Consider the following 26,531-nt stretch of genomic DNA (forward strand, 5'->3'; position numbering starts at 1 on the left):
TTCAGGACTGTCTGGTGCGGTCGAGAAGACTCGAACTTCCACGGGCTTTCGCCCACAACGACCTCAACGTTGCGCGTCTACCAATTCCGCCACGACCGCACACAGTCCTGCTCGGGATGCCATGAAGGCGGGCTCCCGTCGGTAGGAGCGCGCCACTAGCAGCGAGGCGTGAGGCCCGCAAGGACCTTTCTTACATTCCGCGCGGGGCCCAGCCGATATCGGCATAGACGGCCGATTTGGGCACGTCGGTCACGGCTTCGTTGATCGTCATTTCCTCGCCCGGGGCCAGAGTGGGCTGCGGCGGGTTCACGACCCAGCTGTAAACCCGCCGTTCGCGCTGGTCGCGCAGGACGATCAGGATGGGCGGGACATTGCGCGTCTCGCGCGCGGTATTCTTGACGATGATGCGTGCGCCGAAGAATTCGGTGCCGTTGGGGAGCGTGCGGCGCTCCTGCTGCTCAACCGGGAAGGACAATTCGAGGTCGGGCTGCGCCGCGCCGAACAGCGGCTTCGACATCGGCATCCATTCGGGCACGCCGGCATAATTGACCGCCACGATTGCCCCGGTCGCCAGGACGGCGAAGATCGCCGCCGCATAGGTCCACATCTTGGTGATGTTGCGACGCGGCTTGAACGGCGGGGCGTGGTCGAATTGCGAGGCGTAGTCGTCCTCTTCCGGCTCGGGCGGAGGGGGGAGATCGTCCTGCACGTCGCCATAGGGCGGTTCGGTCTCGTCGAAATCGGGACCGCTGCGGAAATCTTCCGCTGCGGCACCGGCGGCGACACTGCCGCCGTAGCTGAAGTCCTGATCCGCGGCTGCCTCGTCCGCATCGGGTTCCTCGTCGACGACCGGCGCAGCGGGAGGAGGAGGCGGGGGCGGAGGGGGGGCGGGCGCAGGCGACGGAGCCATGGGCGCATCCACCAGGCGCTCCACATCCGGTCCGTCCTGGAACCAGCTGTGCTTGCATTTGGCGCAGCGGACCGTGCGACCCTCGATGCCAATGGCACTGTCAGGGACCACGTAGCGGGTCGAGCAGGCGGGGCATGCAATGATCATCCTGGCTCAATGCCTTAAGCTGCCTCGCGAATCACGACAAGCGAGAGCCCTGTTTGCAACCCCGCATCGCGCCTTTTTTCCACATCGAAGCGCGGTTATAGGCCTTGGTGACGATGGCGGGCGCAATAAAACTTCACGGTGACGGGACAAACGGGCGATGAGCAGCGCGGAAAGCGAGATCGTCCAGTTCGACAATGTCGGGCTGCGCTACGGCACCGACCGCGAGATCCTGTCGAATATTTCCTTCACCCTGTTTCCCGGGCGCTTCTACTTCCTCACCGGGGCCAGCGGTGCGGGCAAGACCTCGCTGTTGAAGCTGCTCTACCTTGCCCAGCGCCCTTCGCGCGGGGCGATCCGCATGTTCGGCACCGACGTCATCACCCTGCCGCGCGACCGCCTTCCCGCCTATCGCCGCCGCATGGGCGTTGTGTTCCAGGACTTCCGGCTGGTCGACCACCTGTCCGCCTTCGACAACGTCGCGCTTCCCCTGCGGGTATCGGGCGTGCGCGAGGCCGACCTGCAGGGGCCGGTCAGCGACATGCTCGAATGGGTCGGGCTGGCGCATCGCGCCGATGCCCGCCCAGCAACGCTGTCGGGCGGCGAGCAGCAGCGCGTCGCCATCGCCCGCGCGGTCATCGGACGACCCGACATGCTGGTCGCGGACGAACCGACCGGTAACGTCGACCCCGAAATGGCGTTGAAGCTGATCCGCCTGTTCGAGGCGCTGAACCGGCTTGGCACGACCGTGGTGGTGGCAACCCACGACGTCCACCTCATCCGCAAGGTGCCGGAATCGCTCATCATGCGGCTCGACAAGGGCACTTTGTCGGATCCCACCGGTGCGTTGCGTTATCCGCCGCGTCGGGTGGCGGCCGGCACATGAAGAAGCCGCCGGTCATGGCCCGCGCGGTCGAGCGCGGCCTGTCGCCCTTCCGTGGCAAGCGGGCGGCGCACCTGCTCCCCCGCGCCCGGCTGGGCGGCCCGATGCCGTGGGTGATCGCGATCATGGTCGCGCTGACGGTACTTGCTGCGGGCGGGGGCCTTGCGCTCGCCAACCTCGTCGAACGGGCGGGCGGAGACCTTGCCGGCGGTGCGACAGTCCAGATCGTCGATGCCAACCGCGAAACCCGCGCGGCGCAGGCGCAGGCGGCTGTCGCGGTCCTGTCCGACGATCCTGCCGTCGCCTCGGTCAGCCTGCTGCCCGACGACCAAGTCGAGAAACTGCTCGAACCCTGGCTGGGTGCCGGAGCAAGCGACGAGAACCTGCCGCTGCCCTCGCTCATCGACCTGCGATTCCGCGAGGAAGCCAGCGAGGCGCTGATCGAGGGCCTTCGCAGCAAGCTTGCCCGGGTGGCCCCTTCGGCACGGATCGATGCACAATCAACCTGGCTGGCTCCGGTCCTTCGCGCCCTGTCCACCTTGCGCTGGATGTCGCTCGGTCTCGTCCTGCTGCTAGCCTTCACCGGCGCTGCCGCAGTCTGGCTGGCTGCGCGCAATGCGCTGGGGACCAATCGCGACACGATCGAGATCGTCCACCTGCTGGGCGGGAACGACGACCAGATCGCCCGCATCTTCCAGCGTTCCATCCTGCTCGACGGAATCGCGGGGGGTGCGCTCGGACTCGTTCTCGGGTCGGGTGCCGTCCTTCTGATGGGGGCGCAATTCGCTGCGCTCGATTCCGGGCTCGTCGCGGGAGGAGGACTCGGGACCACCGACTGGATCATCCTGGCCACGGTTCCGCTTTTCGCGGTTGCGATTGCGGTCTACACGGCCCGCATGACCGTCCTGTCCTCGCTCGGAAGAATGTTGTGATCCTGCGTTTCGTTGCGGCCCTGCTGCTTGTCTACACCTTCGGCTTCCTCGCCTTCGCGGTGACGCTGCCCAAGCCCGTCTCCGGCGAAAAGACCGACGCGGTCATCGTGCCGACCGGCGGTCCGGGCCGGATCGCGCGCGGACTCGAGGTCGTGGAAGAGGGGCTGGCGAAGGAACTGTTCGTCTCGGGCGTCGACCCGGAAGTGAAGGAGGGTGAGTTCGCCGCAGAGTTCAACGTGCCCCGGCGGCTAATGAAGTGCTGCGTCAAGCTGGGCTACCTCGCGGTCGATACGCGTAGCAATGCTGGCGAAGCGGCGCAGTGGATGAAGGAGAACGAATTCTCCTCGGTCCGCCTCGTCACCACCGACTGGCACATGGCGCGCGCCGCGTCCGAGTTCAGCGAGGCCCTGCCCGAAGGTACGAAAATCGTGAAGGATGCGGTGGTATCGCAGCCCGACCTCGCGACCCTCTATCTCGAATACAACAAGCTCCTCGCTGCATCGATCTCGCAGGGCCTTCCGGTCTGAGACAAGCGATGCGGTTGCTGAGGAATATCGCGTTCTACGTCGCTTTCTACATCGGCTCGCTGCTGATCACTTCGGCATCGCTCCTCTCCCTACCGTTCAGCGTCGACCTGTTCCGAGCCCGTGTGCGCGACTGGCCGCGCTGGCAGCGCTGGTGCCTGACGCACCTCCTCGGCTGCGAGATCGTGATCGAAGGCGCGCCGCTCGACGAGCCGGTGCTCTATGCGATCAAGCACGAGAGTTTCTTCGAGGCGATCGATGCGCCGCGCCTGTTCTACCTTCCCTCGGTCTTCGCCAAGCAGGAGCTTTTCAGCATTCCCTTGTGGGGGCGTGCCGCTACTGCCTTCGGGCTGGTGCCGGTGGAACGCGACGCCGGAGCGAAGGCGCTGATGAAGATGATCCGCGCCGCGAAAGCGCTTGCGGCGGAAGGGCGTCCCTTGGTCATTTTTCCGGAGGGAACGCGGGTCCCGCATGGCGAGAACCGCGAGCTCCAGTCGGGCTTCGCTGGTCTTTACAAGATGCTTGGCCTGCCGGTGGTCCCGGTGGCTGTGAACAGTGGCCCGGTCTACCATCGCTGGCTCAAGAAGCCGGGACGGATCATCTATCGCTTTGGAGAGCCGATCCCCCCGGGCCTGCCGCGCGATGAGGTCGAGGCGCGGGTGCGGACCGCGATCAACGCGCTCAATGACTGATCAGATCGGGAGCGTCGTCGCGGTCAGCGCGCGTCCCGGTCACAATTTCTCCAAGCCCGTGCGCGATGCGGTCACTCTGATCGAAGGACTGGGCGTCGAAGGCGACGCGCATCTGGGCCGGACGGTAAAGCATCGCTCGCGCGTCGCGGTCGATCCCTCGCAACCGAACCTGCGACAGGTCCATCTGATCTCAGTCGAGCTGCTGGAGGAGATGGCGGGTCTCGGCTTCGACCTTGCCGCTGGCGACCTGGGCGAAAACATCCTCGTTCGCGGGCTCGATCTGATCGACCTGCCGCGTGGCACACGGCTGCAGATCGGTGGAACAGCTGAGATCGAGGTCACGGGCCTCCGCAATCCCTGTCGCCAGATCGAGAACTTTCGTCCGGGCCTGCTCAAGCCGATGATCGGGCGAGACGCGCAGGGACGCGCAGTTCTCAAGACCGGGATCATGGGCGTGGTGTTGAAGGGGGGCGAAGTTCGCGCCGGCGATGCGGTCGTGGCGATATTGCCGCCCGAGCCGCATGTCAGGCTCGAACGGGTCTAGTGGTCGGAGCGCCCGAAGTCGGGGCGCGCGTCGTCCTGGCCTTCCTCGATGATCGACCGGCGGATGGTGCGGGTCCGCTCGAACAGGTCGAACAGCGTGTCGCCGTCGCCATTGCGGATCGCGCGCTGGAGCGCGGTGAGGTCCTCCGTGAAGCGGCCGAGCACTTCGAGCACGGCGTCCCGATTGGTCAGGAAGACGTCGCGCCACATGGTCGGGTCGCTGGCCGCGATGCGGGTGAAGTCGCGGAAACCACCGGCCGAATACTTGATCACCTCACCGCGGGTCACGTCCTCGAGATCGCTGGCGGTGCCGACGATGGTGTAGGCGATGAGGTGGGGGATGTGGCTGGTCACTGCAAGCACGACGTCGTGGTGCGCCGGGTCCATGATCTCGACCTTGGCGCCAAGGCCTTCCCAGAAATCCGACACCTTGGCGACGGCCTCCTCGCTCGCGCCAGCAGGCGGAGTGACGATGCACCAGCGGTGGCGGAAGAGTTCGGCAAAGCCCGCATCGGGCCCGCTCTTCTCGGTCCCCGCGACGGGGTGCGCGGGGATGACGGTCGCGCCGGGAAGCGCCCTGGCTATCGCCTCGCCAACGCTGCGCTTGGACGAGCCGACGTCGCTGACAATGGCCCCTGCGGGCAGCGCCCCGGCTATGGCTTGCGCCGCTTCTCCCATCGCGCCGACAGGCACGCAGAGGATGACGAGTTCTGCCTCCGCCACCGCTTCGGCAGCCGTTTCGCAGACCGTGCCGACCAGCCCGCGTGTCGCGGCGCGCTTGCGCACATCGGCACTGGCATCCCAGCCCGTGGTCCTGACGTCCGGCAGCATCTCGCGAACGGCAAGACCGATGGACCCGCCAATTAAGCCCAGCCCGATGATGGCGACGCGCGAGACGGTCATGCCGCGCCCTCGCACAGCCGGCGCAGGACCGCGGTGATGTCGTCCATCTGATCCGGTGTCCCGATGGTGATGCGCAGCGCCTCGGGCAGGCCTTGTCCGGGCAGGTGGCGGACGGCATAGCCGGCCTCGCCGATCGCCTCGAGCGCGGTCGTCGCGTCGAGATCGCCTTCGAAAACCACCAGCACGAAATTGGCCTTGCTCGGCAGGCACCGAACACCATGGTTTCCGAGCGCAGTCAGGTCGTCGATGAAGCGCTTCATTGACGCATTGTTCGCATCGCGGGCGCAGCGGACGAATTCGGGGTCGGAGAGCGCGGCGAGCGCGGCCATCTGCCCGCTCGCAGTCACGTTGAATGCTCCGCGCAGCCGGTTGAGCGCATCGACGAGATGCGGCGCTCCGGTCGCCCAGCCCACGCGTTCTCCGGCAATTCCGAAGGCCTTGGAAAATGTCCGCATCACAAGGACATTGTCGGCCCGAGCGGCAAGCTCCATGCCGCCATCGTCCAGCCCGTCCTCGAGGAATTCGGCATAGGCCTGGTCGACGACTAGCAGGACATCGGCCGGAAGCCCCGCATGAAGCCGCTCGACCTCGCTGCGCGGCAGCCAGGTGCCGACCGGGTTGTTGGGATTGTCGAGCAGCACCACCCGCGTGCGCGGCGTCACGGCTGCCAGCAGCGTGTCGACATTCGGCTCGTAATCGACGGCATCGGCCATCACGACCTCGGCGCCGACCTTCCAGGCGAGCAGCGGGTAGAGCGAGAAGGAGAAGCGCGGGAACAGCACCTCGTCACCCGGTCCGGCAAAGGCCTGCACCGCGCAATGCAGCAGCTCGCCCGAGCCCGTGCCGCAGACGATCCGCGCGGGGTCGATGCCATGAGCGGCGCCGATCGCCTCGCGCAGAGCGGTCGCGTCGGGGTCGGGGTAGAAGTTCGGCTGGTGCTTACCTGCGAGCGCCTCCAGCACCTTCGGGCTGCAGCCGAGAGGGTTCTCGTTCGCCGACAGTTTGACGAGCGGACGCCCGTCGGAAGTCTTCGACTTGCCGGGCACATAGGCGTGGATAGCCTCGATCCACGGTTTCAGGGTTGGTCTCTCTGCCATTCTGGCTTTGCCGCATGAAAGAATATCGGCCCTTCGACAAGCGCAAGGGTTGCGGTTAGAGGCAGGGTTTCATTGTTTCGCCCCAAGGTCCGATTTGCCAAGGCCCCTTTCTTGAACGCTCGCTCCGACACGCTGGTCCTGCCCGCTCCGCTGCCGCTCGACGGCGGGGGCGAGCTTGCGCGCGTCGAGGTGGCCTATGAGACCTACGGCGATCTGGCCGGGGACGGTTCGAACGCAATCCTGCTGTGCCACGCTTTGACCGGTGACCAGTATGTCGCCTCGCCGCACCCGATCACCGGCAAGCCCGGGTGGTGGGAACGGATGGTCGGACCCGGCAAGCCAATCGACACCGACCGCTTCCACGTCATCTGCGCCAATGTCATCGGCAGCTGCATGGGGTCGAGCGGCCCGGCGAGCCTCGCCGAAGATGGCCAACCCTACGCCATGCGTTTCCCGGTCATCACCATCCGCGACATGGTCCGCGCACATGTCGGCCTGCTTGACGCTTTGGGGATCGAGAGGTTGCATGCGGTGGTCGGCGGCTCGATGGGCGGGATGCAGGCGTTGAGCCTTGCCGCGAACTGGCCCGAGAGGGCGGAGCGCGTGCTCGTCATCGCCTCGACCAGCAGGCATTCGGCACAGAACATCGCCTTCCACGAGCTCGGGCGGCAAGCGGTCATGGCGGACCCGCGCTGGCAAGACGGCAATTACTACGGCGGCGATGCGCCCGACAGCGGGCTCGCCGTGGCGCGGATGGCGGCGCATATCACTTACCTTTCCGAAGAAGCGCTCACCGAGAAATTCGGGCGCAATTTGCAGGACCGGGAGGCGAAGAGCTTCGGTTTCGACGCCGACTTCCAGGTCGAATCCTACCTGCGTTACCAGGGGAGCGGCTTCACCCAGCGCTTCGACGCCAACTCGTATCTCTATATCACGCGCGCGATGGACTATTTCGACTTGGCCGAGGAGCACGGCGGCAAGCTTGCCGATGCCTTCGCGGGCACCAGCGCACGTTTCTGCCTCGTCAGCTTCGACAGCGACTGGCTCTATCCCACGCCGGAAAGCCGTCATGTCGTCCATGCGCTCAATGCGGCAGGCGCGGCGGTCAGCTTTGTCGAACTCAGCGCGCCGCACGGACACGACAGCTTCTTGCTCGACGTGCCCGCGCTCGACCGGGTCATCGGGGGATTCCTCGGATGATGCTTCGTCCCGACCTTGCCGTCATCGTCAATCATGTGACCCCCGGAAGCAGGGTGCTCGACATCGGCTGCGGCGATGGTGCGCTGATGCTCGCAATGCGCGAGGCGGGCTGTGACGTGCGCGGGATCGAGATCGATGCGGGTTGCGTCGAGCGCTGTGTTTCGCAGGGACTTTCTGTGGTGCAGGGCGATGCCGACCGGGACCTTGCCGACTATCCCGACAAGGGTTTCGACTACGCCATCCTCAGCCAGACTCTGCAAACCGCCGCGAGGCCCGACCGCATGCTCGACGAATTGCTGCGCGTAGGCACTCGTGCATTTGTCTCGTTCCCCAATTTTGCCCACTGGCGCACCCGCGCCGCGCTCATGTTCGGCGGCAAGATGCCGGTCACGCGCAGCATTCCAGTGAGCTGGTACGCGACCCAGAACATCCACCACGTCACCGTTGCCGACTTCCGTGAGCTGGCTCGGGATAAGGGTGCGCGGATCGACAACGAGTGGTTCTTTTCCGGCGGGCGCCCGGTCGGTGCAGCCGCAGCCAATTTGCGCGCTGAATTCGCGGTGTTCGAACTCTCGCGTTAGGCCCCCATTCGCGCTGCATGCCAGGCGACATGCTCGGCCATGAAGGTCGAGATGAAGTAGTAGGAGTGGTCGTAGCCCTCTTGCATGCGGATTTCGGGTTTCATCCCGGCCTTGGCGCAAGCCATGGCGAGGGCGCCGGTCTTCAATTGCTCCTCGAGGAAATTGTCGGCTGTGCCCTGGTCGACGAGCAGGTGGTCAAGCCGCGCGCCGTCTTCGATCAGGGCGACCGCGTCGTATTCGCGCCAGGCATCGCGATCTTCGCCAAGATAGCGGCTGAGGGCCTTTTCGCCCCACGGCACCTGCGACGGGTTCACGATCGGCGAGAAGGCGCTGACCGAGCGGAAGCGGTCGGGATTGCGCAGGCCGATCGTCAGTGCGCCGTGGCCGCCCATCGAGTGGCCGGTGATGCCCTGCCGCGTGAGATCGACGGGGAAATGCTCGGCGATCAGGTCGGGCAGTTCGCGTTCGACGTAGCTGCGCATCCGATAGTTCGCGGCCCACGGTTCCTGCGTCGCGTCGACATAGAAGCCCGCGCCCTTGCCGAAGTCGTATTCGTCGGCGGCGTCGGGCACGTCCTCGCCGCGCGGCGAGGTGTCGGGAGCGACGAAGATAATGCCGTGCTCTGCACAGGCCGCGCGATACTCGCCCTTCTCAGTGACGTTGGCGTGGGTGCAGGTCAGGCCCGAGAGGTACCACAACACCGGCAGCTTCACTCCGGGCATGTGCGGCGGGACATAGACCGAGAAGGTCATCTCCGTGCCGGTTGTCTCAGACATGTGCGAACAGACGAACTGGTCGCCGTTGAAGGCGCGGTTTTGCGAGAGATATTCGAGTGTCATGCCTGTCCCTTGGCCGCGCCGCTGTCCGCCTGCAAGTGCGGGCTTGCCGCATGTCTCGCCGCAGGCCATGAACCGTGCGGATCACGCGGTTGGGAGAGCGCGATGGAAGTTCACGGGCATTGTGACGAAAAATTCTCGGCGGTTCGCCAGTTCATGGCAGCGAACCTTGCAAGCGGGGCCGACCTCGGAGCGTCGTTCTGCGCCACGATCGATGGCGAGACGGTTGTCGATGTCTGGGGCGGCTGGGCCGACGTAGAGAAGACGCGGGCCTGGGACGCCGACACTATCGTCAATGTCTATTCAACCACCAAGACCATGTGCGCGATCACCGCGCTGCTGCTGGCCGACCGTGGCGAGATCGACTTCGACGCGCCGGTCGCGCGCTACTGGCCCGAGTTTGCCGCCAACGGCAAGGAAGCGGTTACCGTCGGTCACTTGATGAGTCACTCTTCAGGCCTGTCGGGCTGGGAAGAGCCAATGACCGGCGAAGACCTTTACGACTGGGAGAAGGCGACCTCGCTGCTCGCCGCCCAAGCACCCTGGTGGAAACCGGGCAGTGCGCCCGGATATCATGCGATCACGCAGGGCTATCTTGTCGGCGAGGTCGTCCGACGCGTTGCCGGCAAGTCGATCGGCACGGTCTTCCGCGAAGAGATCGCCGAGCCGCTTGGCGCGGATTTCCATATTGGCTTGCCCGCGTCGGAGGACTACCGTGTTGCCGATCTCGACCCGCCGAACGGGGCCATCGGGGACTTCAGCAGCGAGATCCAGCGCAAGAGCCTCGCCAATCCTCCGATCGATCCGCTGGTAACCCGCACGCGCGAGTGGCGCGGGGCGGAAATCCCGGCGGCGGGCGGTACGGGCAATGCCCGCTCGGTCGCGCGAGTCCATGCCTTGTTGGCGAATGGCGGTGAGCTCGACGGCAAGCGCATCATGTCGGAGGCAGGTTGCCGCCGGGTGCTCGACCAGCAGGTCGAGGGGCACGACATGGTGCTGCTCAATATGCCGATCCGCTATGGCCTTGGCTTCGGCCTGCCGGGCGAGATGCTTCCCATGCCCAACAAGAACATGGCCTTCTGGGGTGGCTATGGCGGATCGCTCGCAGTCATCGATTTCGACGCCCGCGCGACCTACGCCTTCGTCATGAACCGGATGCACCCCAGCCTGGTCGGCGACACGCGTTCGGCCGGGCTGATGGGCGCGATGTGGATGGCAATGGCGGCTAGCTAGCGACCGTCGGAATTGCCGCGACCTTGGGGACGTGGCCCCAGTGGCGGAGCAACCGCAGAATGGCTGCGCCTTCAAGGCCCAGCGTGCCGGTGTTTCGCAACGGGTGGACATTGACCCGCTTTGCATCGGCGAGCGAAGCGTCGAGCACGACCGTCACGCTTCCCGAAGCGGCATTGATCATCGCGAGCGGGGTGACCGATCCGGGCGAGATGCCCAGCAGCCGCTCCATGTCCTCGGCCTTGCCGAAGCTTACCCGCTTGCAGCCGATGGCTTGCGGCAGAGCCTTCAGGTCGACCCGGGATTCAGCTGGGACGGTGACCAGCCAGAAAGAGCCGGCGGTATCCTTGAGAAAAAGGTTCTTGGTGTGTGCGCCGGGAATGTCCCGGTCGACCTTGCGGCTTTCCTCGACCGTGAAGACCGCAATGTGCTCCTGGGACGAAAAAGGGATTGCCAGCGACGCAAGGTCGGCCAGCAATCCCTCTTCACCGCGTTGGTGCAAGCGCGGTCAGCCCATCCGGTGGAGGGCGCAGAGCTTGTTGCCGTCGGGATCGCGCAGATAGGCGAGGTACATGGCATTGGGAGTGCCTTCGCCGCGCACGCCCGGCGGATCTTCGATGGCAGTGCCGCCGGCCTCGACGCCCGCTGCGTGCCAGGCGTCGGCCTGCTCAGGAGTCATCGCGATACCGATGGTGCAGCCGTTGCCGGCAGTAGCCGGCTCGCCGTCGATCGGCTTGGTGACGAGGTAGGCGCCGCCGTTGTGGAGATAGATGAGGCGACCTTTCTCGTCCGTGATACCTTCCTTGCCGCCGATGGCCTTGAAGGTGGCGTCGTAGAATTTCTTCGAACGCTCGAGGTCGTTCGAACCGACCATCATGTGACTGTACATGGGGACTCTCTCCTTGGGTTTCGATTCGCCACCTTAATGCGGTGTCGAATGCATTCAATAGACCACGACGCTGCGGATCGATTCCCCTGCGTGCATGAGGTCGAAGCCCTTGTTGATCTCTTCCAGCGTCAGGACGTGGGTGATCATCGGGTCGATGGCGATCTTGCCGTCCATGTACCAGTCGACGATCTTGGGCACGTCGGTGCGTCCCTTGGCGCCGCCGAACGCGGTGCCGCGCCAGTTGCGCCCGGTGACCAGCTGGAACGGGCGGGTGGCGATTTCCTTGCCCGCTTCGGCCACGCCGATGATGATGCTGGTGCCCCAGCCGCGATGGCACGCCTCAAGCGCGGTGCGCATGACTTCGGTGTTGCCGGTCGCGTCGAAAGTGTAGTCAGCACCGCCGTCGGTCATCTCCACCACCTTGGCGACAACCTCGTCGCGGCTCATGCCCTTGGTGTTGAGGAAGTGGGTCATGCCGAACTTGCGGCCCCATTCCTCGCGGTCCGGGTTGATGTCGATGCCGACGATCATGTTCGCACCCGCGAGCTTGGCGCCCTGGATCACGTTGAGGCCGATCCCGCCGAGGCCGAAGACCACGACATTGTCGCCCACCTGCACCTTGGCTGTGTTGACCACCGCTCCGACGCCGGTGGTCACGCCGCAGCCGATGTAGCAGCTGGTCTGGAACGGTGCATCCTCGCGGATCTTCGCGACCGCGATTTCGGGCAGGACAGTGAAGTTCGAGAAGGTCGAACAGCCCATGTAGTGGAAGATCGTCTCGCCCTTGTAGGAAAAGCGGCTGGTCCCGTCGGGCATCAGGCCCTTGCCCTGCGTCGCGCGGATCGCGGTGCACAGGTTCGTCTTGCCAGAGAGGCACGATTTACATTGGCGGCACTCGGGCGTGTAGAGAGGGATCACGTGATCGCCCGGCTTCACGCTAGTAACGCCCGCGCCCACTTCGCGCACGATGCCGGCCCCTTCATGGCCGAGCACGCTGGGGAAGATGCCCTCGCTGTCGAACCCGTCGAGCGTGTAGGCATCGGTGTGGCAGATGCCCGTCGCCATGATCTCGACCAGCACCTCGCCCGCCTTGGGGCCTTCGAGGTCGAGCTCGACGATTTCGAGCGGCTGCTTGGGGGCAAAGGCAACGGCGGCGCGGGTCTTCATGGGTACTCTTCTCCTTCGGCCCGACGGGTTAGGCTCGCGGCGCGCGACCCGCAAGCGAAGTTGCTTGCTGTTCATGATGCGCAGCCTAGGTTCGGTGCCATGCGATTTCTGATTGCCCCCATAGCCCTTGTCCTTGCCACACCCGGTATCGCACAGGATTCACCTGCCCCGGCTGCACCCGCGCCGACGCTGGAAAGCCTTTCGCTCGAGCAACGCACCTCGCTGCGCTGTTCGGTCGGCTTCGCCATCGTCAACCGCCTGCAGGGTGACGGTAGTCCGGAGGGGACCAAGTACCCGCCGCTCGGCGAGCGCGGCCGCGAGTTCTTCGTCCGCTCGACGGCCAAGCTGATGGAGGACACCGGTGCCGACCGGGCTGCAGTGGGCGATCTGGTCAATGCGCAGATCGCGGAGCTTGTTGCCGATGAAGGCCGGCTCGATGCCATCCTGCCCGGCTGCATAGCCTTGCTCGATGCCTCTGGTCTTTGAACACGTTCAGCACCGTGCAAGCGTAGCCAACCTACTGTTTGGCCCATTCGCAGAAATTTTCGGGGTCGATCCCATGCGCAGACTGATTCTCCCCGCCGCCGCACTGGCGGCCTTCGCAACCCCTGCCGCTGCGCAGGACGACGCAGTGACGTCTTCCGAAACGGCACCGCTCGCCGGAATGGCCGAGCAGATGCGTGATCCTGAACGGCAGCGCGAAATGGCGATGATGGTCCAGACCATGACCGAAGTCCTGCTCGACATGCCGATTGCCCCACTGGCCAAGGCTGCCGCCGACATGGCGGGCGAACAGGCTGAAGAAATCGATCCCAACATGACCCTGCGCAAGATGGCACCCGATGCTGGTGAGGTCAGCAAGCAGGTCGGCAAGAACCTGCCGCGGGCGATGGAAGCCATGGGTTCGATGGCCGAAGGTTTCGCCGCCATGGCCCCTGCATTGCGGGAAATGGCCGAGCGGATGAAGGACGCGCTGCCCGAGCGGCACTGATCCACCGGAAATTTCGAGTGAGTGCGCTGCCTTGCGGTGGACGCGGGTGTGCGCCTCGTGCATGGACGATGCTCCATGTGGCAACTCTACACGTTCCCCCTTTGCCCGTTCAGCCGCAAGCTGCGCCTGCTGATGGGCGAAAAGAATGTCGCTTATGAACTCGTGCGCGAAAATCCGTGGGAAGCGCGCGACGAATTCTGGTCGCTGAACCCTGCCGGACGCACGCCGGTCCTGCACGACCCGCAGCGTCGCGTGACGCTCGCCGACAGCCAGGCGATCTGCGAGTACCTTGAGGAAACGGTCGACCGCAATCCGCTGATCAACGGGAATGCCGTGCAGCGGGCCGAGATCCGCCGACTGGTCGCGCTCTTCGACGAGAATTTCTACAACGATGTGACCGGTCCTGCGCTGCACGAGAAGATGAAGAAGCGCCTCGTCCTGCGGCAATCACCCGACGCGCAGGTGCTGCGCCAGATGGGCCGGATGCTTCACGGTCACCTCGATTACATCGACTGGCTGGTCGACACGCGCCAATGGCTGGCAGGCTCGACGCTGAGCCTGGCCGACCTCGCCTGCGCGGCGCAGCTTTCGGTCGTGGAATATCTCGGTGCACTCGACTGGAAGGGCCACGAACAGGCGCAGGGCTGGTACATGGTCATCAAGAGCCGCCCAAGCTTTCGCCCGCTGCTCAGCGAAAAGATGGAAGGCCTGCCCCCGCCGCGCGAATATGCGGCGCTGGATCTGTAGCTAGCGCTGGCACACGGGGCAGTACCACGTGCTCCGTCCGCCCTGCACGATCCGCTGAATCACGCCTCCGTCCGCGCGATTGCAAGACTGGCCCTCGCGGCCGTAGACGTCGAATACCTTGGCGAAATAGCCCAGTTCGCCGTCGGGAGCGGCGAAGTCGCGCAAGGTCGAGCCGCCCGCGACAATCGATTCCTCCAGCACCTCGCGGATCAACGGAACGAGGCGGCGCAGCTGCGGCATGGTCACCTTGCCGCCCGGTTTCCGCGGCGAAATGCCGCTGCGCCAGAGCGCCTCGCAAACGTAGATATTGCCGAGGCCGGCGACGATACGTTGGTCGAGCAGCAGCAGCTTAATCGCCTGTTTCCGTCCGCGTGTCGCCTCGCGCAAATGCTCCGCCGTCAGCGCATCGCCAAGTGGCTCGGGACCCAGTGCGGCGAAGGGTGCCCACATTTCGAGTTCGGGTGCCAGCAACAGGTCGACCGATCCGAAGCGCCGCGGGTCGTTGAGCGCGAACACGTGATCGGCAGTCGCCAGGACCAGATGGTCGTGCTTGTCCTCGCTCTCGGGATCGATCCGCCAGCGCCCGCTCATGCCGAGATGGAAGACCATCGCGTGGTCGCGGTCGGTGTGGAGAATGCCGTATTTCGCGCGGCGCGACAGGTTCGAAATGATCGCTCCGGTCAGGGCCTGGACGAGATCGGCCGGGAAGGGGCGACGCATGTTGGGCCGGTTTACCCGCACGCTGACGATCCGCTCGCCCTGGAGGAACCGGGCGAGCCCGCGCACCGTTGTTTCGACTTCTGGGAGTTCGGGCATGACGCAAGCGCTCTAACACCCTTTGCCCCGCTGACAATTCCCCCTAAGGCACCGCCCCATGACCGACACAGTTTCCTTCGGCTACGAAGATATCGATGCGAACGAAAAGACCGGCCGCGTGGGCGAGGTCTTTTCCAATGTCGCGGCGAAATACGACATCATGAACGATGCGATGTCGGGCGGGATGCATCGGCTGTGGAAGAACCGCTTCGTGTCGCGCGTCAAGCCGCAGCCGGACGAGAACATCCTCGACATGGCGGGCGGCACAGGCGACATCGCCTTTCGCATGGCTGCCAAGGGAGCCAGCGTCACCGTGTCCGACATCAACCAGGACATGCTCGACGTCGGTATCGAAAGGGCGATGGACCGCGGGATCGATGGTCTCGTGTGGAGCCGCCAGAACGCCGAGGAACTGACCTTCTCGAGCCGTATCTTCGATGCCTACACCATCGCTTTCGGCATCAGGAACGTCACCCACATCGACAAGGCACTGAAGGAAGCGCACCGCGTGCTGAAATACGGCGGGCGCTTCTACTGCCTCGAATTCTCGACCGTCGAATGGCCCGGCTTCAAGGAAGCCTACGACCTCTATTCGCACAAGCTCGTGCCGCAGATCGGCAAGGCCATCGCCAATGACGAGGACAGCTATCGCTACCTCATCGAATCGATCCGTCGATTCCCCGACATGCCCAGCTTCGAGCGCATGATCCGCGAAGCCGGTTTCGAGAACACGCGGGTCGAGCCGATCATGGGCGGCCTCGTCGCGATCCATTCGGGGTGGAAGGTCTGAGGGGATGACCCGACCGCTCACGCATATCCTGCGGCTGGGCCGCTGGGCCCGGGTGCTGGCGCGGCATGGAGCACTACGGGGCATCCAGAACGATCCGAACGCGCCTGTTCCCGTCAAACGTCTGATCGGCCTGTTCAGTATTGGCACAATCAAATCGCGCGACCCCGACTATGCGGGAGCCTTCCGCGATATCGGACCGGCGGCGATCAAGCTCGGCCAGACTCTCGCCACCCGCCCCGATCTCGTCGGCGAGGACGCAGCACGCAACCTGCTAACGCTGCAGGACGATCTCCCGCCCGTCGGCTTCGAGAAGATCCGCGAAGTGATCGAGGCGAGTTTCGAGCAGCCGCTCGAAGCGCTCTATTCCGAATTCGATCCGGTGCCGGTCGGTGCCGCCTCAATCGCGCAGGTCCACCGCGCGGTCACGACCGAGGGCAGGCCGGTAGCGGTGAAGGTTCTTCGGCCCGGCATCCGCGAGAAATTCGCCCGCGACATCGAAACCTACGAATGGGCCGCCGCGCATGTCGAGGCCATGGGCGGCGAGGCCGAACGCCTGCGTCCGCGCCTGACCATCGCCAATTTCAAGCGCTGGACCCTGCGCGAACTCGACCTGCGGCGTGAAGCCGCCTCGGCGTCAGAACTCGCTGAACATATGGTCGGCACGCCCGGCTACGAGATACCGGGCATCGACTGGGATCGAACCAACGGCCGGGTGATGACGGTCGACTGGGTCGACGGAATCAAGATCAGCAAGGTCGAGGAACTAAAGGCCGCGGGTCACGATACCGACGAGATTGCCACCCGCCTTGTTCTCGCCTTTCTCAAGCAGGCGATCTCGGCGGGCTTCTTCCACGCCGACATGCACCAGGGGAACCTGTTCGTGAAGCCGGACGGGACCATCGCCGCGATCGACTTCGGGATCATGGGCCGGATCGACCGGCGCGCGCGGATGTGGCTGGCGGAAATCCTCTACGGCCTGACCACGGGCAATTATCGCCGTGTCGCCGAAATCCATTTCGAGGCGCGCTACGTGCCGAGCTATCACAACGTCGACGAGTTCGCGACCGCGCTGCGCGCCGTGGGCGAGCCGATGCGCGGCAAGCCGGTGAGCGAACTTTCGGTCGGCCAGATGCTCGACGGGCTCTTCGCCATCACCCGCGATTTCGACATGCAGACGCAGCCGCACCTGCTGCTGTTGCAAAAGACCATGGTGATGGTCGAGGGTATTGCCACCCAGCTCAATCCCAGGATCAACATGTGGGATGTCAGCGCGCCCTTCGTGCGCGACTGGATCCGCGACGAGCTTGGGCCCGAGGCCGCAATAGCCGACAAGATCCGCGAAGACACCCAGACGCTCCTGCGCCTTCCCGACCTTATCCGCCGGATCGAGGAGCGCTACCCGCGCAAGGGCGGAGCGCCCGAACCGCCGCCGCTGCCCGACATCGAATTGATGTGGGAAAAGCGTGAGCGACAGGGGCGTTCGCGCGGGTGGCTAGGCTATGCCGTCGCTGCATTGAGCGGAGGTCTCGCGGCATGGGCGGCGATAACGCAGGGCTGGATCGGCTGACGGTAGGCGAAACGGCCCCGTCGTGGGACCGCTTTGCGCATTGGCAGAAATGGCCTGCACGGGTCTTGCTGGCCGTCATAGCGGTGTTGCTGGTCCTTGCAGCCTTCACTCCGCTCACCGCAAGCATGGACGGGACTCCATCCGAAGTCGCGACCTTCGCCGTGACCGCGCCTGCCGAAACCCCGGCACAGCCCGAGCGTGACGAGGACCTCGCCTTCTATGACCGCGTGATCGAGCGGATTGCGGCGGGCGAGAACTACTACGACTTCATCGTCAAAGAGCAGCGCGAGCGAAACTATCCGGTACGTCCCGGCGTCGCGGTGCGTCTCCCGACGCTTGCCTACATCCATGCCTGGCTGGGCGAGCCTGGGATGCTGTTCCTCGCTGTCCTGCTGATGGGTGCGACCATTTGGGCCTGGTGGAAACGGCTCGGCGAAGAGGCCCATGACGAGAGCGTGCGCCGGTTCGGTGCTGCGCTCATGTTCGTCGGAGGATCTCTCGGGCTCAACCGGATGTATTTCGTGCTCCACGAGTTGTGGGCGGGGATGCTGATGGCTCTCGCCTTTGGCCTCCACAGGCCGGGTCGTTGGGGTTGGTCGCTGGCAGTGGCAACACTGGCACTTGCGATCCGCGAACAGGTCTTGCCCTTCGTGCTGCTGATGGGCGCGATGGCGGCGTGGCGGCGCGACTGGAAGGAAACCGCGGCATGGGCTGCACTGACCTTCGCCTTCGTCATGGCAATGATGTGGCATCTTTCGCTGGTCAGCCCGCAGGTCCTGCAAAGCGATCCCGAAAGTCCGCCTTGGCTCGTGTTGCGAGGCCTGTCCGGGTGGCTCGGCAACGTTGTGCTGTCGTCAAACCTCCGCTTTCTCCCGCATGAAATTGCAGGGCCCCTGGTCCTGCTGATGGCGCTGGGATGGGCGGGGTGGAAGACCCCTGCGGGTACGACGGGGACCTTCCTCTATCTCGGCTATGGCCTTGCCTTCATGCTCGCCGGGCGGGCGAACAATTTTTACTGGGGTGCGATCGTCGCGCCGGCGATGTTCATCGGGCTGGCCTTCCTGCCGATGGCGCTTCGCTCGCTCCTGATCGCCGCGAGAGGGAGACGATGAGCTTCGACATTCCCCAACGTCCGCTTGGCAAGGCGCCTCGCTGGGTTGCCATCCTCGTGCTGGGATTTTTCCTGCTCGCGGGGGTGTGGAACGCTGTTTCACTGGGGGTGCGTGACACCGCCCATGTTGCTGATATCGAGCAGCGCCTGGACAAGGGTGAGAAGGTTGACATGGACCTCTATCGCCAGGTCCATGCCGCCGTCGCGCGGGGAGAGGACTATTACCAGGTCGCCCTCCAGGGAAATCGCGACTTTACCTTTCCGACCAAGCCTTTCGTTACCGTTCGCACGCCGATCCTCGCATGGGGCGCGGCCCTTTGGGGCGATTTCGGCTGGCGCGTGATCGCCGTCCTGTTGTGGATGGCCAACGCGGCGGCATGGTTCGTGGCGCTTAATGGTCAGGCTTCACGCCGGGAGCGCGATGCAGCAGGTATTTTGTCCCTCCTGTTCGGGGCGGCGGCATTCATTCCCGAGGTCGCCTTCTCGCACGAATTGGTGGGTGGACTGCTCATCTCGCTGGCACTTGCCCTTTCTTCCACGCGTTGTTGGATCGGAGCGCTGGTTGCCGCGGTGCTCGGGATCGCGGTGCGGGAACTCGCAGCACCGTTCCTGCTGGCCTGGGCGGCGTTAGCGCTCGTGACCGGACGCCGCCGGGAATTGGCAGGCGTGCTGATCGCCGGACTGTTGGTGGCGATCGGACTATGGCTCCATGCCCAGGGTGTCGCGGGCGCGAGACTGCCAGGTGACGAGACGTCTCCCGGCTGGCTCGGCATGTTCGGGCCTTCTTTGCCCCTCTACGGCATTCACGTCACAACGCTGCTGCAAGTCCTGCCCAACTGGCTGGCCGGACCGCTAGGCGTCCTGCCTTTGCTCGGCTGGATTGCGCTGGGTGGGCGCAGCGGCGCGCTCGCGGCGCTGTGGTTTGCAGGCTTCATCGCCGCGACCGCGATCTTCGCGCGGCAGGAAAACTTTTACTGGATGGGCCTGTTCGTGCCCGCCTACGGGGTCGGTCTCGCCTTCGTGCCGCGTGCGCTGGCCGACCTTTGGCGCGCGATCAGGCCTGCCGCGGCGACCAACCCCACGCCCGCATAGCCAGAAGCAGCACCACGATGTGCGTGCCCTCTACGAACATGGGCACAATCCAGCCCTCGTAGGTACCCTCGAGCACGAGGTTGATCAGACGACCCGTTATGGCGATGGTGAACAAACCCAGCGCCGGCAGAAGCACGTCGCCGCGCCTGCGCCATGCGCCCCAGCCCATCGACATCGCAGCGACAAAGAAGAACGCGGTCATATCCCCTCGAAGTGTCGAACTGCCGTGGGTGGTCAGGATCGAAAGACCGAAATCGCTGCCCGCACTGGCAGGGTTAACGAGGAAGCCCGTCCCGATAACCAGGTCCAGTATCGCCAGCAAAAGGATGATTGCGCTAAGAATTACGTGCATCTGTCCCTCCCGTTACCCCTTTTTCAACCATAGGGCGCTACGGCTTCCCGGGCAATCCGCCTGCGCAACGCGCTGGCAATGATGAAAAGGGGGCGCTAGCAAGCGCTTGATGAGACGATGGGAATGCATTCGCCGATCCGTGTCGAAACCGGCACGCGTGATGATGAAAACAGGGATGCCGGCGTGACCGGGCCGAAGATCCTGCTCGTCATCGGCGGGGGTATTGCCGCCTACAAGTCGTGCGAACTCGTGCGCATGATCCGCAAGGCCGGTGGTTCGGTGACCTGTGTCCTGACCGAAGGTGGACAGCAGTTCGTTACCCCGATGGCACTTGCCGCATTGTCCGAAAACAAGGTCTATACCTCGCTTTTCGACCTCAAGGACGAGGTCGAAATGGGCCATATCCAGCTGAGCCGCGAGGCCGACCTCGTGGTCGTCTGCCCGGCTACGGCCGATCTGCTGGCCAAGATGGCCGCCGGGATCGCCGACGACCTCGCCACCACTCTTATCCTCGCGACGGACAAGCCGGTTCTGACGGTTCCGGCAATGAACGTGAAGATGTGGGAGCATTCGGCGACGCAGCGCAATGCCGATTGGCTCCGCCAGGCCGGCGTCAAGGTCATGGACCCGGACGAAGGACCGATGGCGTGTGGCGAATTTGGCCCGGGACGATTGCCCGAACCTGCCGCGATCCTCGCCAAGATTGCCGAGGAACTGAGCCTCGATATCGAAATCCCCGAGATCGCCGCGCCCACCCAGGCGCAGCTGGCCGCACCAGCTCCGGCTGACACTATCGAAGATCTCGCCGCGGAAGCGCTCGAGCCTGAGACCGAAGAAGAAGTCGTTGAGCACGAAACCAAGTCGGGGCTTGGCCTCGGCGGGCTGCTCTCCGCGATCATCCCGCGCAGCACCCATCGGCGCAGCCACACCGAGATCGAAGCCGAACTCGAAGAGTTCCAGGAAGTCGATACCGAAGCGGCCGAGGAGATCGAGGAACAGATCGAAGTCGATCCGGTCGATGCCGGACCCATCCTTGCCAAGAAAGGCAAGGCAGCCTCCGCACCGCCGACCGATCCCGAGGCGATCAACCACGAAGTCGCCAAGCTCGACACGCGCTCGCGCCCCCAGCCGATGGAAGGCGACGTGCACAAGATTTCGGTGTCGTTCGACGATTCCCCGCTTGCCGGACAGGCAGAGTTCGATCCCGATCCGGAGCACCGCCCGCTCTTCGGCAAACATGTACTTGTGACTGCAGGTCCGACCCGCGAACCGATCGATCCGGTGCGCTACATCGCCAACCGTTCGAGCGGCAAGCAGGGCTTCGCCATCGCGGCTATGGCAGCGGCTGCAGGCGCGCGCGTCACCTTGGTGACCGGCCCGGTCCACCTTCCGACACCTCCGGGCGTCGACCGCGTGGATGTGGAGACTGCCGACGACATGGCAGCCGAAGTGAAAAACGCTCTCCCCGCCGACGTCGCCTTCATGGTTGCCGCGGTCGCCGACTGGAAGAGTAAGCACGTCTCGAGCGAGAAGATGAAGAAGCGCGGCAGCGCTCCGCCCGCACTGATCCTCGCCGAGAACCCCGACATCCTCGCCAGCATCGCCGCTGGCAAGAAGCGCCCCCAACTGCTGATCGGCTTTGCGGCAGAGACCGAAAACGTGGTCGAAAACGCCAAGTCGAAGCGCAAGCGCAAGGGTGCCGACTGGATCATCGCCAACAACGTCGCCTTCTCCGAGGGCGAGAGCGTGATGGGCGGCGACCTCAACCAGGTCCATGTGGTCACCTCGGCAGGCGTCCAGAGCCTGCCCGAAATGCCCAAGGAAGATGTCGCGCGCGAACTCGTGAAGATGGCAGCCGAAGCGCTTGCCGCACCGGAGGCCGATCACGATGACTGAGCCGGTTGGGGTGCGGATCAAGCGGCTTCCGCACGGCCACGGTCTCGACCTCCCCGCCTACGCCACCAGCGGCGCGGCAGGAATGGATGTGCTCGCGGCAGAAAACGTCACGATTAAGCCCGGCCAGCGCCATGCTGTGGCGACAGGTTTCGCGGTGGCCATACCCGATGGCTATGAGATCCAGGTGCGCCCACGCTCGGGCCTCGCGCTCAAGCACGGCATTACCGTGCCCAACACGCCGGGGACGATCGACAGCGACTATCGCGGCGAGCTCAAGGTCATCATGATCAACCACGGCGAGGAGGCCTTCGCCATCGCCCGCGGGGACCGTGTGGCCCAGCTGGTATTGGCGCCGGTTACGCAGGCGAAGTGGTCGGAGGTCGAGGAACTCGATGAGACCGGTCGCGGTGCAGGCGGCTTCGGATCGACAGGCGGACACGCCAAGCTCGCGTAATTTCTGCCAGCTATCGCATCGCCAAACAGAAAGGGCGGCCCCACGAAGGACCGCCCTTTCGTTTTCCCGTCTTGTCGGACGGATCAGTCGACCTTGCGAACGGTCTTCTTTTCCGGCGCGATCGAGATGCGAACCGTTTCCCCGGAATTGCCCGGGAAGTCGGTGAACATCGCCTCGACCAGGTTGGGGACGAGGTACTGCAGGCGGTTCGAGGTCGAAATGGCCTGCGCCTTGCCCTCGAACAGCCGTTCGCCGCTGGCCGCGCGGTCGATCTTCATGTCGATGCCGCTGGTGAATACAGTATAGCTGGTCACTTCCGGGCCACCGAACCACGGATCATAGAAGCCGAAGCCCCAGCGCGAGCCGTAGAAGCGCGAACGATAAAAGCCCGAGCGGCCGAACGGATAGCGCGAGTAGCCAAGGCGGCCATAACCGTACCATGGATCGTAGAACGGATCAGAGAAGCCGGTGCTGCGGATGCGCTCACGTCCCTTGTCGACACCATAGTCGAAACGAACGAGGAGCGAGGCATCCTCCGCAGATGCAGCCTGGACGTATCCAAGGCGCGACATCTGCGCTTCGACGAGGTCGGCATACTGCGAGAATTCGAGGCCGCCGGCCAGGGCCGGATCGTCTGCGACGACAAAGAAGCTTTCGCCTGCCGGAGCGGGGAGCTGTGTCTGGAAACGCGAGACATCTGCATTGAACGGCGTTGCGCAAGCGGCAAGGCCGGCCAGGATCATCGGTACGGAGGCGAGCTTGAGCCTGCGCCCCCAACCCTTGGTAAGGTCAGTCATACTCAGTCCCTTTCAACGGGTGCGCACCATATCACGGTTACGCAGATAAGCGCAGCCTGCCGCTTCCCCAAGGCAAACTGTCAGCGAACGTGCATTGATGTAGACGAGCCGTGATGAACCCGGATTGAATGTCCGGATTCACATTTGACCTGTTTTCCAACCGGGTTTCAGCCCCTTACGAGACCAAGCGCGCCATAAGTTGCATCGAGGGTCGGCGTGCCGATTTCGCGCGCACGGCTGGCGCCCCTCGCGAGAATGGCATCGAGAGCCTCGCGATCGCCAAGCAATTCGTTGAATCGCGTCGAGATCGGACGCAGCGTTTCCACCAGTAGCTCGCCCAGCGCCGGCTTGAACTTGCCGAAGCCCTCTCCGCCAAAGTCGCGCAGCACGCCTTCGACGCTGCCATCGGTGAGGGCTGCGTAGATCGTGACGAGATTGAGCGCCTCGGGCCGGCCTTCCAGACCCGCTTCCTCGCTCGGCAGCGGTTCGGGGTCGGTCTTGGCCTTCTTGACCTTTTTCATCACCTCGTCGGCATCGTCGACCAGGTTGATGCGGCTCATGTCCGAAGGATCGGACTTGCTCATCTTGGCGCTGCCATCGCGCAGGCTCATGATGCGCGCGGCCTGCGGCGGAACGATCGGTTCGGGCAGGGTGAAGACCGGCGCGTCTTCAGAAGCGAAGTCGTTGTTGAACTTTTGCGCGATGTCGCGCGCCAGTTCGAGGTGCTGCTTCTGGTCCTCGCCAACCGGTACGTGGGTTGCCTGATAGAGGAGGACGTCCGCAGCCTGCAGGACGGGGTAGGTGAACAGCGCGACCGACTGCCCTTCGCGGTTCTTGCCGGCCTTGTCCTTCCACTGCGTCATGCGATTGAGCCAGCCCATGCGGGCAGTGCCGCCAAGCAGCCATTGCAGTTCGGCATGGGCGGGGACCTGTGCCTGGTTGAACAGGACCGAACGCTGGGGGTCGATGCCGCAGGCGACCAGCGCCGCAGCCATTTCGAGCGTGCCCTTCTTCAGTTCCGCCGGATCGTGCGGCATGGAAATGGCATGGAGATCGGCGAGGAAGAACAGGCACTGGCTGCCTTTTTCCATCGCATCCTGCATGCGCACCCAGTTACGGATCGCACCCAGGTAATTGCCGAGGTGGAGATTGCCGGTGGGCTGGATGCCGGAAACGACGCGCATGACGAAAGGACTACTCGCTTATTCGGATAGGTTGGGCGGACCGCTCTCGGTCGAGATCGGGCGCTTGCGCCGTAGCTGGCCAAGGAGGTCCTTGTCGAGTGCGCCGATGGCGAATGCCATGCCGAAGAAGACCATGGCCCCCGCGATGACCAAGGCGGATAGCGACCAGATGCGCGAGAATGCCTCGCCACGCCAGTAAGGTTCGAGCGCGGGGGTCAGCCACAACAGCGCAGCACCCATTGCGGCGGTCGCAAGAATCTGGCGCGCAATCTTGCCTGCGAGCCTGCCCGAAAAGTGGAACCAGCCGCGGATCTGCAGGATGGTGTAGAGCGTCAGCACGTTGAGCGTTGCTGTGATCGCCGTCGCTGCAGCAAGTCCGACGATGCCGTAACGCGGGACGACGTAGAAATTCAGCGCGATGTTCACTGCGAGAGCGAACGCGGCAACAAACACCGGAGTGCGCGTGTCTTCGCGGCTGAAAAAGGCGGGTTGGAACACCTTGATGAGCACATAGGCGGGCAAGCCGCAGACGAGCGCGATCACGATATTGCCCATGATGGCCGTGTCAGCTGGTGTCATCTTGCCGCCCTGGAATATGCCGGCGGTGAAAGCCTCGGCACAGATCGACAGGGCCACTGCGCAGGGTAGGCACAACAGCATTGCAATCTCGACGGCATTCGACTGGAGCCGCTGCGCCTCGCCCTTGTCGCCCGACTGGATATGGCGGGCCAGCATGGGCAGGATGGCTGTGCCCAGCGCGATGCCGAAGACACCCAAGGGCATCTGGTTGAGACGATCGGCGAGCTTGAGCAGCGTCAGCGAGCCCTGGGGCAGCGAGGTCGCGAAGAAGGTGTCGACCAGCTGGCTGATCTGGTAGATGCCCGCCCCGAATGTCGCGGGTAGCATCAGCATCATCAACCGCTTCACTTCGGGCGTGAACTTCGGCGTCTTGACCTTGAGATGCACGCCCGCGCGGCGCGTCGCCCACCACATGTACGTCAGTTGCGCCACGCCAGCGAGCGTGAGCGATATAGCCAGCGCCCATGCGACGACGAGGTCACTTTCACTGTCACCCCTCAGCTTCCATCCCGTGATGATGCCGCCGATCATGACAATGTTCAGCAACACCGGCACGATCGCACCTGGTGCGAAACGCGAGCGCGAGTTGAGCACGCCCGAGAGCATCGCAACGAGGCTGACAAGTGCGAGGTAAGGGAAGGTTACCCGGCTTAGCATGACGGACAGTTCGAACTTGCCCGGCACGCTCTGGTACTCGCGCGCCAGCAGCCAGACGATGCCCGGCATCGCGATCATGCACAGCGCCGAAAACCCGAGCAGGACCCAGACGAAAACCGACAGCACGTCACCGGCAAATGCATCGGCCGCTTCCTCGCCGCCACCCTCTTCGGCGTGGAGGCGGCGGGTATACATCGGCACGAAGGCGACGCTGAATGCGCCCTCGGCGAACAGGCGCCGAAATGTGTTGGGCAGCGTGAAAGCCAGCTGCCAGGCATCCGCTGCCAGCCCGGCGCCAAGCACACGGGCGAGCAGCATGTCGCGCACGAAGCCGAAGATGCGGCTGACCAGGGTCAGTCCGCCGATGGTTCCGACATTCTTGACGAGGCTCATTTGCGGCCTCCGCCCGGCAACTTGGTCAGGCTCAGGCCTCGCCGGCAGGCGAGGCCATGCCTGCGCCCTGCTCCTGGGCACGGGCTGCCAGCTGCTGCTGGTAGAGTGTGCCGAAGTCGATCGGGTCGAGGACCAGCGGTGCAAAGCCGGCGTCGCGGGTCGAATCGGCGATTACGCGGCGAGCGAAGGGGAAGAGCATGCGCGGCGCTTCGGCAAACAGGAAGGCGTGGGCATGCTCGTCGGGCAGGTTGCGGATGCCGATGAGGCCGCAATAGGAGAGGTCGACGAGGTAAAGCTGGCCCTTCGCGCAGGTAGCGCTGGCAGTGACCTTGAGCGTGACTTCGTGCATTCCTTCACCGGCCGTATCGGCACCGATGTTGAACTGTACGTCAAGCTGCGGCTGCTCGTTCCACTGGAAGCACGCCGGAGCGTTGGGAACTTCGACCGACATGTCCTTCACATACTGCGTGATGATGCCGACCGAAGGCAGGTTGTCGGCGCCGTTTGCGCCGGCGGCAGGATCCATATTGAGGTCGGTGAGAACGTCGCCTTCGTCGGCCATGATGTCAGTCTT

At 64.5% G+C, this 26,531-nt stretch carries 30 protein-coding genes and 1 tRNA gene; 17 read left to right on the forward strand and 14 right to left on the reverse strand.

The genetic code is table 11. The features are described 5' to 3' along the window. Positions 1-12: 12 nt before the first annotated feature. Together IRL76_RS14295 and IRL76_RS14300 are read right to left on the reverse strand one after the other, a co-directional pair. Positions 13-99 (reverse strand) — tRNA-Leu (locus IRL76_RS14295). Between the two features lie 91 nt (positions 100-190). Beyond that, entirely contained in the window at positions 191-1,057 is an 867-nt protein-coding gene (locus IRL76_RS14300; protein ID WP_200981980.1) for a zinc-ribbon domain-containing protein, read from the reverse strand. Between the two features lie 157 nt (positions 1,058-1,214). Here IRL76_RS14300 and ftsE point away from each other — a divergent pair, with 157 nt between their 5' ends. Genes ftsE through IRL76_RS14325 form a run of 5 tightly spaced genes read left to right on the forward strand, consistent with a single transcriptional unit; the run spans position 1,215 to position 4,629 of the window. Further along, positions 1,215-1,940: a cell division ATP-binding protein FtsE gene (ftsE, locus tag IRL76_RS14305; protein WP_200981981.1), complete on the forward strand. Its 726-nt coding sequence runs from the start codon at positions 1,215-1,217 to the stop codon at positions 1,938-1,940. Further along, the gene (locus tag IRL76_RS14310) at positions 1,937-2,869 is read left to right on the forward strand and encodes a cell division protein FtsX (protein WP_200981982.1); all 933 of its coding nucleotides are present in this window, start codon (positions 1,937-1,939) and stop codon (positions 2,867-2,869) included. The genes ftsE and IRL76_RS14310 overlap by 4 nt, the downstream gene beginning before the upstream one ends. Then, positions 2,866-3,396, forward strand: coding sequence for a YdcF family protein (locus tag IRL76_RS14315; protein WP_200981983.1), 531 nt, complete (start codon positions 2,866-2,868; stop codon positions 3,394-3,396). The genes IRL76_RS14310 and IRL76_RS14315 overlap by 4 nt, the downstream gene beginning before the upstream one ends. A gap of 8 nt (positions 3,397-3,404) precedes the next feature. Then, complete coding sequence (locus tag IRL76_RS14320) at positions 3,405-4,085, forward strand: lysophospholipid acyltransferase family protein (protein ID WP_200981984.1); 681 nt, start codon at positions 3,405-3,407, stop codon at positions 4,083-4,085. Next, positions 4,078-4,629 carry an MOSC domain-containing protein gene (locus tag IRL76_RS14325; RefSeq protein WP_200981985.1) on the forward strand — a complete coding sequence of 184 codons (552 nt, stop codon included), beginning with the start codon at positions 4,078-4,080 and terminating at the stop codon, positions 4,627-4,629. The genes IRL76_RS14320 and IRL76_RS14325 overlap by 8 nt, the downstream gene beginning before the upstream one ends. Here the strand turns inward: IRL76_RS14325 and IRL76_RS14330 are convergent. Continuing rightward, positions 4,626-5,531, reverse strand: coding sequence for a prephenate/arogenate dehydrogenase family protein (locus IRL76_RS14330; protein WP_200981986.1), 906 nt, complete (start codon positions 5,529-5,531; stop codon positions 4,626-4,628). The two genes, IRL76_RS14325 and IRL76_RS14330, sit on opposite strands and share 4 nt — an antisense overlap. Further along, entirely contained in the window at positions 5,528-6,628 is a 1,101-nt protein-coding gene (gene hisC, locus IRL76_RS14335; protein ID WP_200981987.1) for a histidinol-phosphate transaminase, read from the reverse strand. Before hisC ends, IRL76_RS14330 begins: the two co-directional genes overlap by 4 nt. Positions 6,629-6,739: 111 nt before the next feature. On the opposite strand from hisC, the gene metX reads away from it, so the two are divergent. Together metX and metW are read left to right on the forward strand one after the other, a co-directional pair. After that, positions 6,740-7,828, forward strand: coding sequence for a homoserine O-acetyltransferase MetX (gene metX, locus IRL76_RS14340; protein WP_200981988.1), 1,089 nt, complete (start codon positions 6,740-6,742; stop codon positions 7,826-7,828). Then, positions 7,825-8,409: a methionine biosynthesis protein MetW gene (gene metW / locus IRL76_RS14345; protein ID WP_200981989.1), complete on the forward strand. Its 585-nt coding sequence runs from the start codon at positions 7,825-7,827 to the stop codon at positions 8,407-8,409. The genes metX and metW overlap by 4 nt, the downstream gene beginning before the upstream one ends. Here metW and fghA read toward each other — a convergent pair. Continuing rightward, the gene (gene fghA, locus IRL76_RS14350; protein WP_200981990.1) at positions 8,406-9,248 is read right to left on the reverse strand and encodes an S-formylglutathione hydrolase; all 843 of its coding nucleotides are present in this window, start codon (positions 9,246-9,248) and stop codon (positions 8,406-8,408) included. The two genes, metW and fghA, sit on opposite strands and share 4 nt — an antisense overlap. A gap of 153 nt (positions 9,249-9,401) precedes the next feature. On the opposite strand from fghA, the gene IRL76_RS14355 reads away from it, so the two are divergent. Then, positions 9,402-10,478, forward strand: coding sequence for a serine hydrolase domain-containing protein (locus IRL76_RS14355; protein WP_246449849.1), 1,077 nt, complete (start codon positions 9,402-9,404; stop codon positions 10,476-10,478). Here the strand turns inward: IRL76_RS14355 and IRL76_RS14360 are convergent. The 3 genes from IRL76_RS14360 to IRL76_RS14370 are packed head-to-tail and all read right to left on the reverse strand — an operon-like array spanning position 10,471 to position 12,531. After that, positions 10,471-10,977: a prolyl-tRNA synthetase associated domain-containing protein gene (locus IRL76_RS14360; RefSeq protein WP_200981992.1), complete on the reverse strand. Its 507-nt coding sequence runs from the start codon at positions 10,975-10,977 to the stop codon at positions 10,471-10,473. The two genes, IRL76_RS14355 and IRL76_RS14360, sit on opposite strands and share 8 nt — an antisense overlap. Before the next feature lie 6 nt (positions 10,978-10,983). Further along, on the reverse strand, positions 10,984-11,364 hold the full coding sequence (locus IRL76_RS14365) for a VOC family protein (protein ID WP_200981993.1): 381 nt from the start codon (positions 11,362-11,364) through the stop codon (positions 10,984-10,986). A 54-nt stretch (positions 11,365-11,418) separates the two neighbouring features. Then, the gene (locus IRL76_RS14370) at positions 11,419-12,531 is read right to left on the reverse strand and encodes an S-(hydroxymethyl)glutathione dehydrogenase/class III alcohol dehydrogenase (RefSeq protein WP_200981994.1); all 1,113 of its coding nucleotides are present in this window, start codon (positions 12,529-12,531) and stop codon (positions 11,419-11,421) included. A gap of 99 nt (positions 12,532-12,630) precedes the next feature. Here IRL76_RS14370 and IRL76_RS14375 point away from each other — a divergent pair, with 99 nt between their 5' ends. The 3 genes from IRL76_RS14375 (at position 12,631) to IRL76_RS14385 (ending at position 14,269) form a co-directional block, all read left to right on the forward strand. After that, on the forward strand, positions 12,631-13,017 hold the full coding sequence (locus IRL76_RS14375; RefSeq protein ID WP_200981995.1) for a hypothetical protein: 387 nt from the start codon (positions 12,631-12,633) through the stop codon (positions 13,015-13,017). 73 nt (positions 13,018-13,090) lie between these two features. Next, positions 13,091-13,522, forward strand: a complete 432-nt coding sequence (locus IRL76_RS14380; RefSeq protein ID WP_200981996.1) for a hypothetical protein — start codon at positions 13,091-13,093, stop codon at positions 13,520-13,522. Positions 13,523-13,597: 75 nt separating this feature from the next. After that, positions 13,598-14,269, forward strand: a complete 672-nt coding sequence (locus IRL76_RS14385; protein ID WP_200981997.1) for a glutathione S-transferase family protein — start codon at positions 13,598-13,600, stop codon at positions 14,267-14,269. On the opposite strand, the gene mutM is transcribed toward IRL76_RS14385, so the two are convergent. Next, on the reverse strand, positions 14,270-15,085 hold the full coding sequence (mutM, locus tag IRL76_RS14390; RefSeq protein ID WP_200981998.1) for a bifunctional DNA-formamidopyrimidine glycosylase/DNA-(apurinic or apyrimidinic site) lyase: 816 nt from the start codon (positions 15,083-15,085) through the stop codon (positions 14,270-14,272). A 58-nt stretch (positions 15,086-15,143) separates the two neighbouring features. Here mutM and IRL76_RS14395 point away from each other — a divergent pair, with 58 nt between their 5' ends. The 4 genes from IRL76_RS14395 to IRL76_RS14410 are packed head-to-tail and all read left to right on the forward strand — an operon-like array spanning position 15,144 to position 19,645. Continuing rightward, positions 15,144-15,875, forward strand: coding sequence for a class I SAM-dependent methyltransferase (locus IRL76_RS14395; protein WP_200981999.1), 732 nt, complete (start codon positions 15,144-15,146; stop codon positions 15,873-15,875). A 4-nt stretch (positions 15,876-15,879) separates the two neighbouring features. Further along, positions 15,880-17,442 (forward strand): 2-polyprenylphenol 6-hydroxylase, encoded by a 1,563-nt coding sequence (gene ubiB, locus IRL76_RS14400; protein WP_200982000.1) that lies wholly within the window; start codon positions 15,880-15,882, stop codon positions 17,440-17,442. Then, positions 17,409-18,554: a hypothetical protein gene (locus IRL76_RS14405; protein WP_246449851.1), complete on the forward strand. Its 1,146-nt coding sequence runs from the start codon at positions 17,409-17,411 to the stop codon at positions 18,552-18,554. Before ubiB ends, IRL76_RS14405 begins: the two co-directional genes overlap by 34 nt. Then, positions 18,551-19,645, forward strand: a complete 1,095-nt coding sequence (locus IRL76_RS14410; RefSeq protein WP_200982001.1) for a hypothetical protein — start codon at positions 18,551-18,553, stop codon at positions 19,643-19,645. The genes IRL76_RS14405 and IRL76_RS14410 overlap by 4 nt, the downstream gene beginning before the upstream one ends. Here IRL76_RS14410 and IRL76_RS14415 read toward each other — a convergent pair. Further along, positions 19,608-19,997, reverse strand: a complete 390-nt coding sequence (locus tag IRL76_RS14415; RefSeq protein ID WP_200982002.1) for a hypothetical protein — start codon at positions 19,995-19,997, stop codon at positions 19,608-19,610. The two genes, IRL76_RS14410 and IRL76_RS14415, sit on opposite strands and share 38 nt — an antisense overlap. Before the next feature lie 123 nt (positions 19,998-20,120). Here IRL76_RS14415 and IRL76_RS14420 point away from each other — a divergent pair, with 123 nt between their 5' ends. Together IRL76_RS14420 and dut are read left to right on the forward strand one after the other, a co-directional pair. Next, the gene (locus tag IRL76_RS14420) at positions 20,121-21,893 is read left to right on the forward strand and encodes a bifunctional phosphopantothenoylcysteine decarboxylase/phosphopantothenate synthase (RefSeq protein ID WP_200982003.1); all 1,773 of its coding nucleotides are present in this window, start codon (positions 20,121-20,123) and stop codon (positions 21,891-21,893) included. Beyond that, positions 21,886-22,347, forward strand: a complete 462-nt coding sequence (gene dut / locus IRL76_RS14425) for a dUTP diphosphatase (RefSeq protein WP_200982004.1) — start codon at positions 21,886-21,888, stop codon at positions 22,345-22,347. Before IRL76_RS14420 ends, dut begins: the two co-directional genes overlap by 8 nt. A gap of 83 nt (positions 22,348-22,430) precedes the next feature. Here the strand turns inward: dut and IRL76_RS14430 are convergent, their stop codons facing one another. The 4 genes from IRL76_RS14430 to secB form a co-directional block, all read right to left on the reverse strand. After that, positions 22,431-23,144 (reverse strand): DUF4136 domain-containing protein, encoded by a 714-nt coding sequence (locus IRL76_RS14430; RefSeq protein ID WP_246449854.1) that lies wholly within the window; start codon positions 23,142-23,144, stop codon positions 22,431-22,433. 167 nt (positions 23,145-23,311) lie between these two features. Continuing rightward, positions 23,312-24,328: a tryptophan--tRNA ligase gene (gene trpS, locus IRL76_RS14435; protein ID WP_200982005.1), complete on the reverse strand. Its 1,017-nt coding sequence runs from the start codon at positions 24,326-24,328 to the stop codon at positions 23,312-23,314. Positions 24,329-24,346: 18 nt separating this feature from the next. Next, positions 24,347-25,957 (reverse strand): murein biosynthesis integral membrane protein MurJ, encoded by a 1,611-nt coding sequence (gene murJ, locus IRL76_RS14440; protein ID WP_200982006.1) that lies wholly within the window; start codon positions 25,955-25,957, stop codon positions 24,347-24,349. 31 nt (positions 25,958-25,988) lie between these two features. After that, the gene (secB, locus tag IRL76_RS14445) at positions 25,989-26,519 is read right to left on the reverse strand and encodes a protein-export chaperone SecB (protein WP_200982007.1); all 531 of its coding nucleotides are present in this window, start codon (positions 26,517-26,519) and stop codon (positions 25,989-25,991) included. Positions 26,520-26,531 lie beyond the last annotated feature (12 nt).

Source organism: Qipengyuania soli (genome assembly GCF_015529805.1).
GTDB lineage: Bacteria > Pseudomonadota > Alphaproteobacteria > Sphingomonadales > Sphingomonadaceae > Qipengyuania > Qipengyuania soli.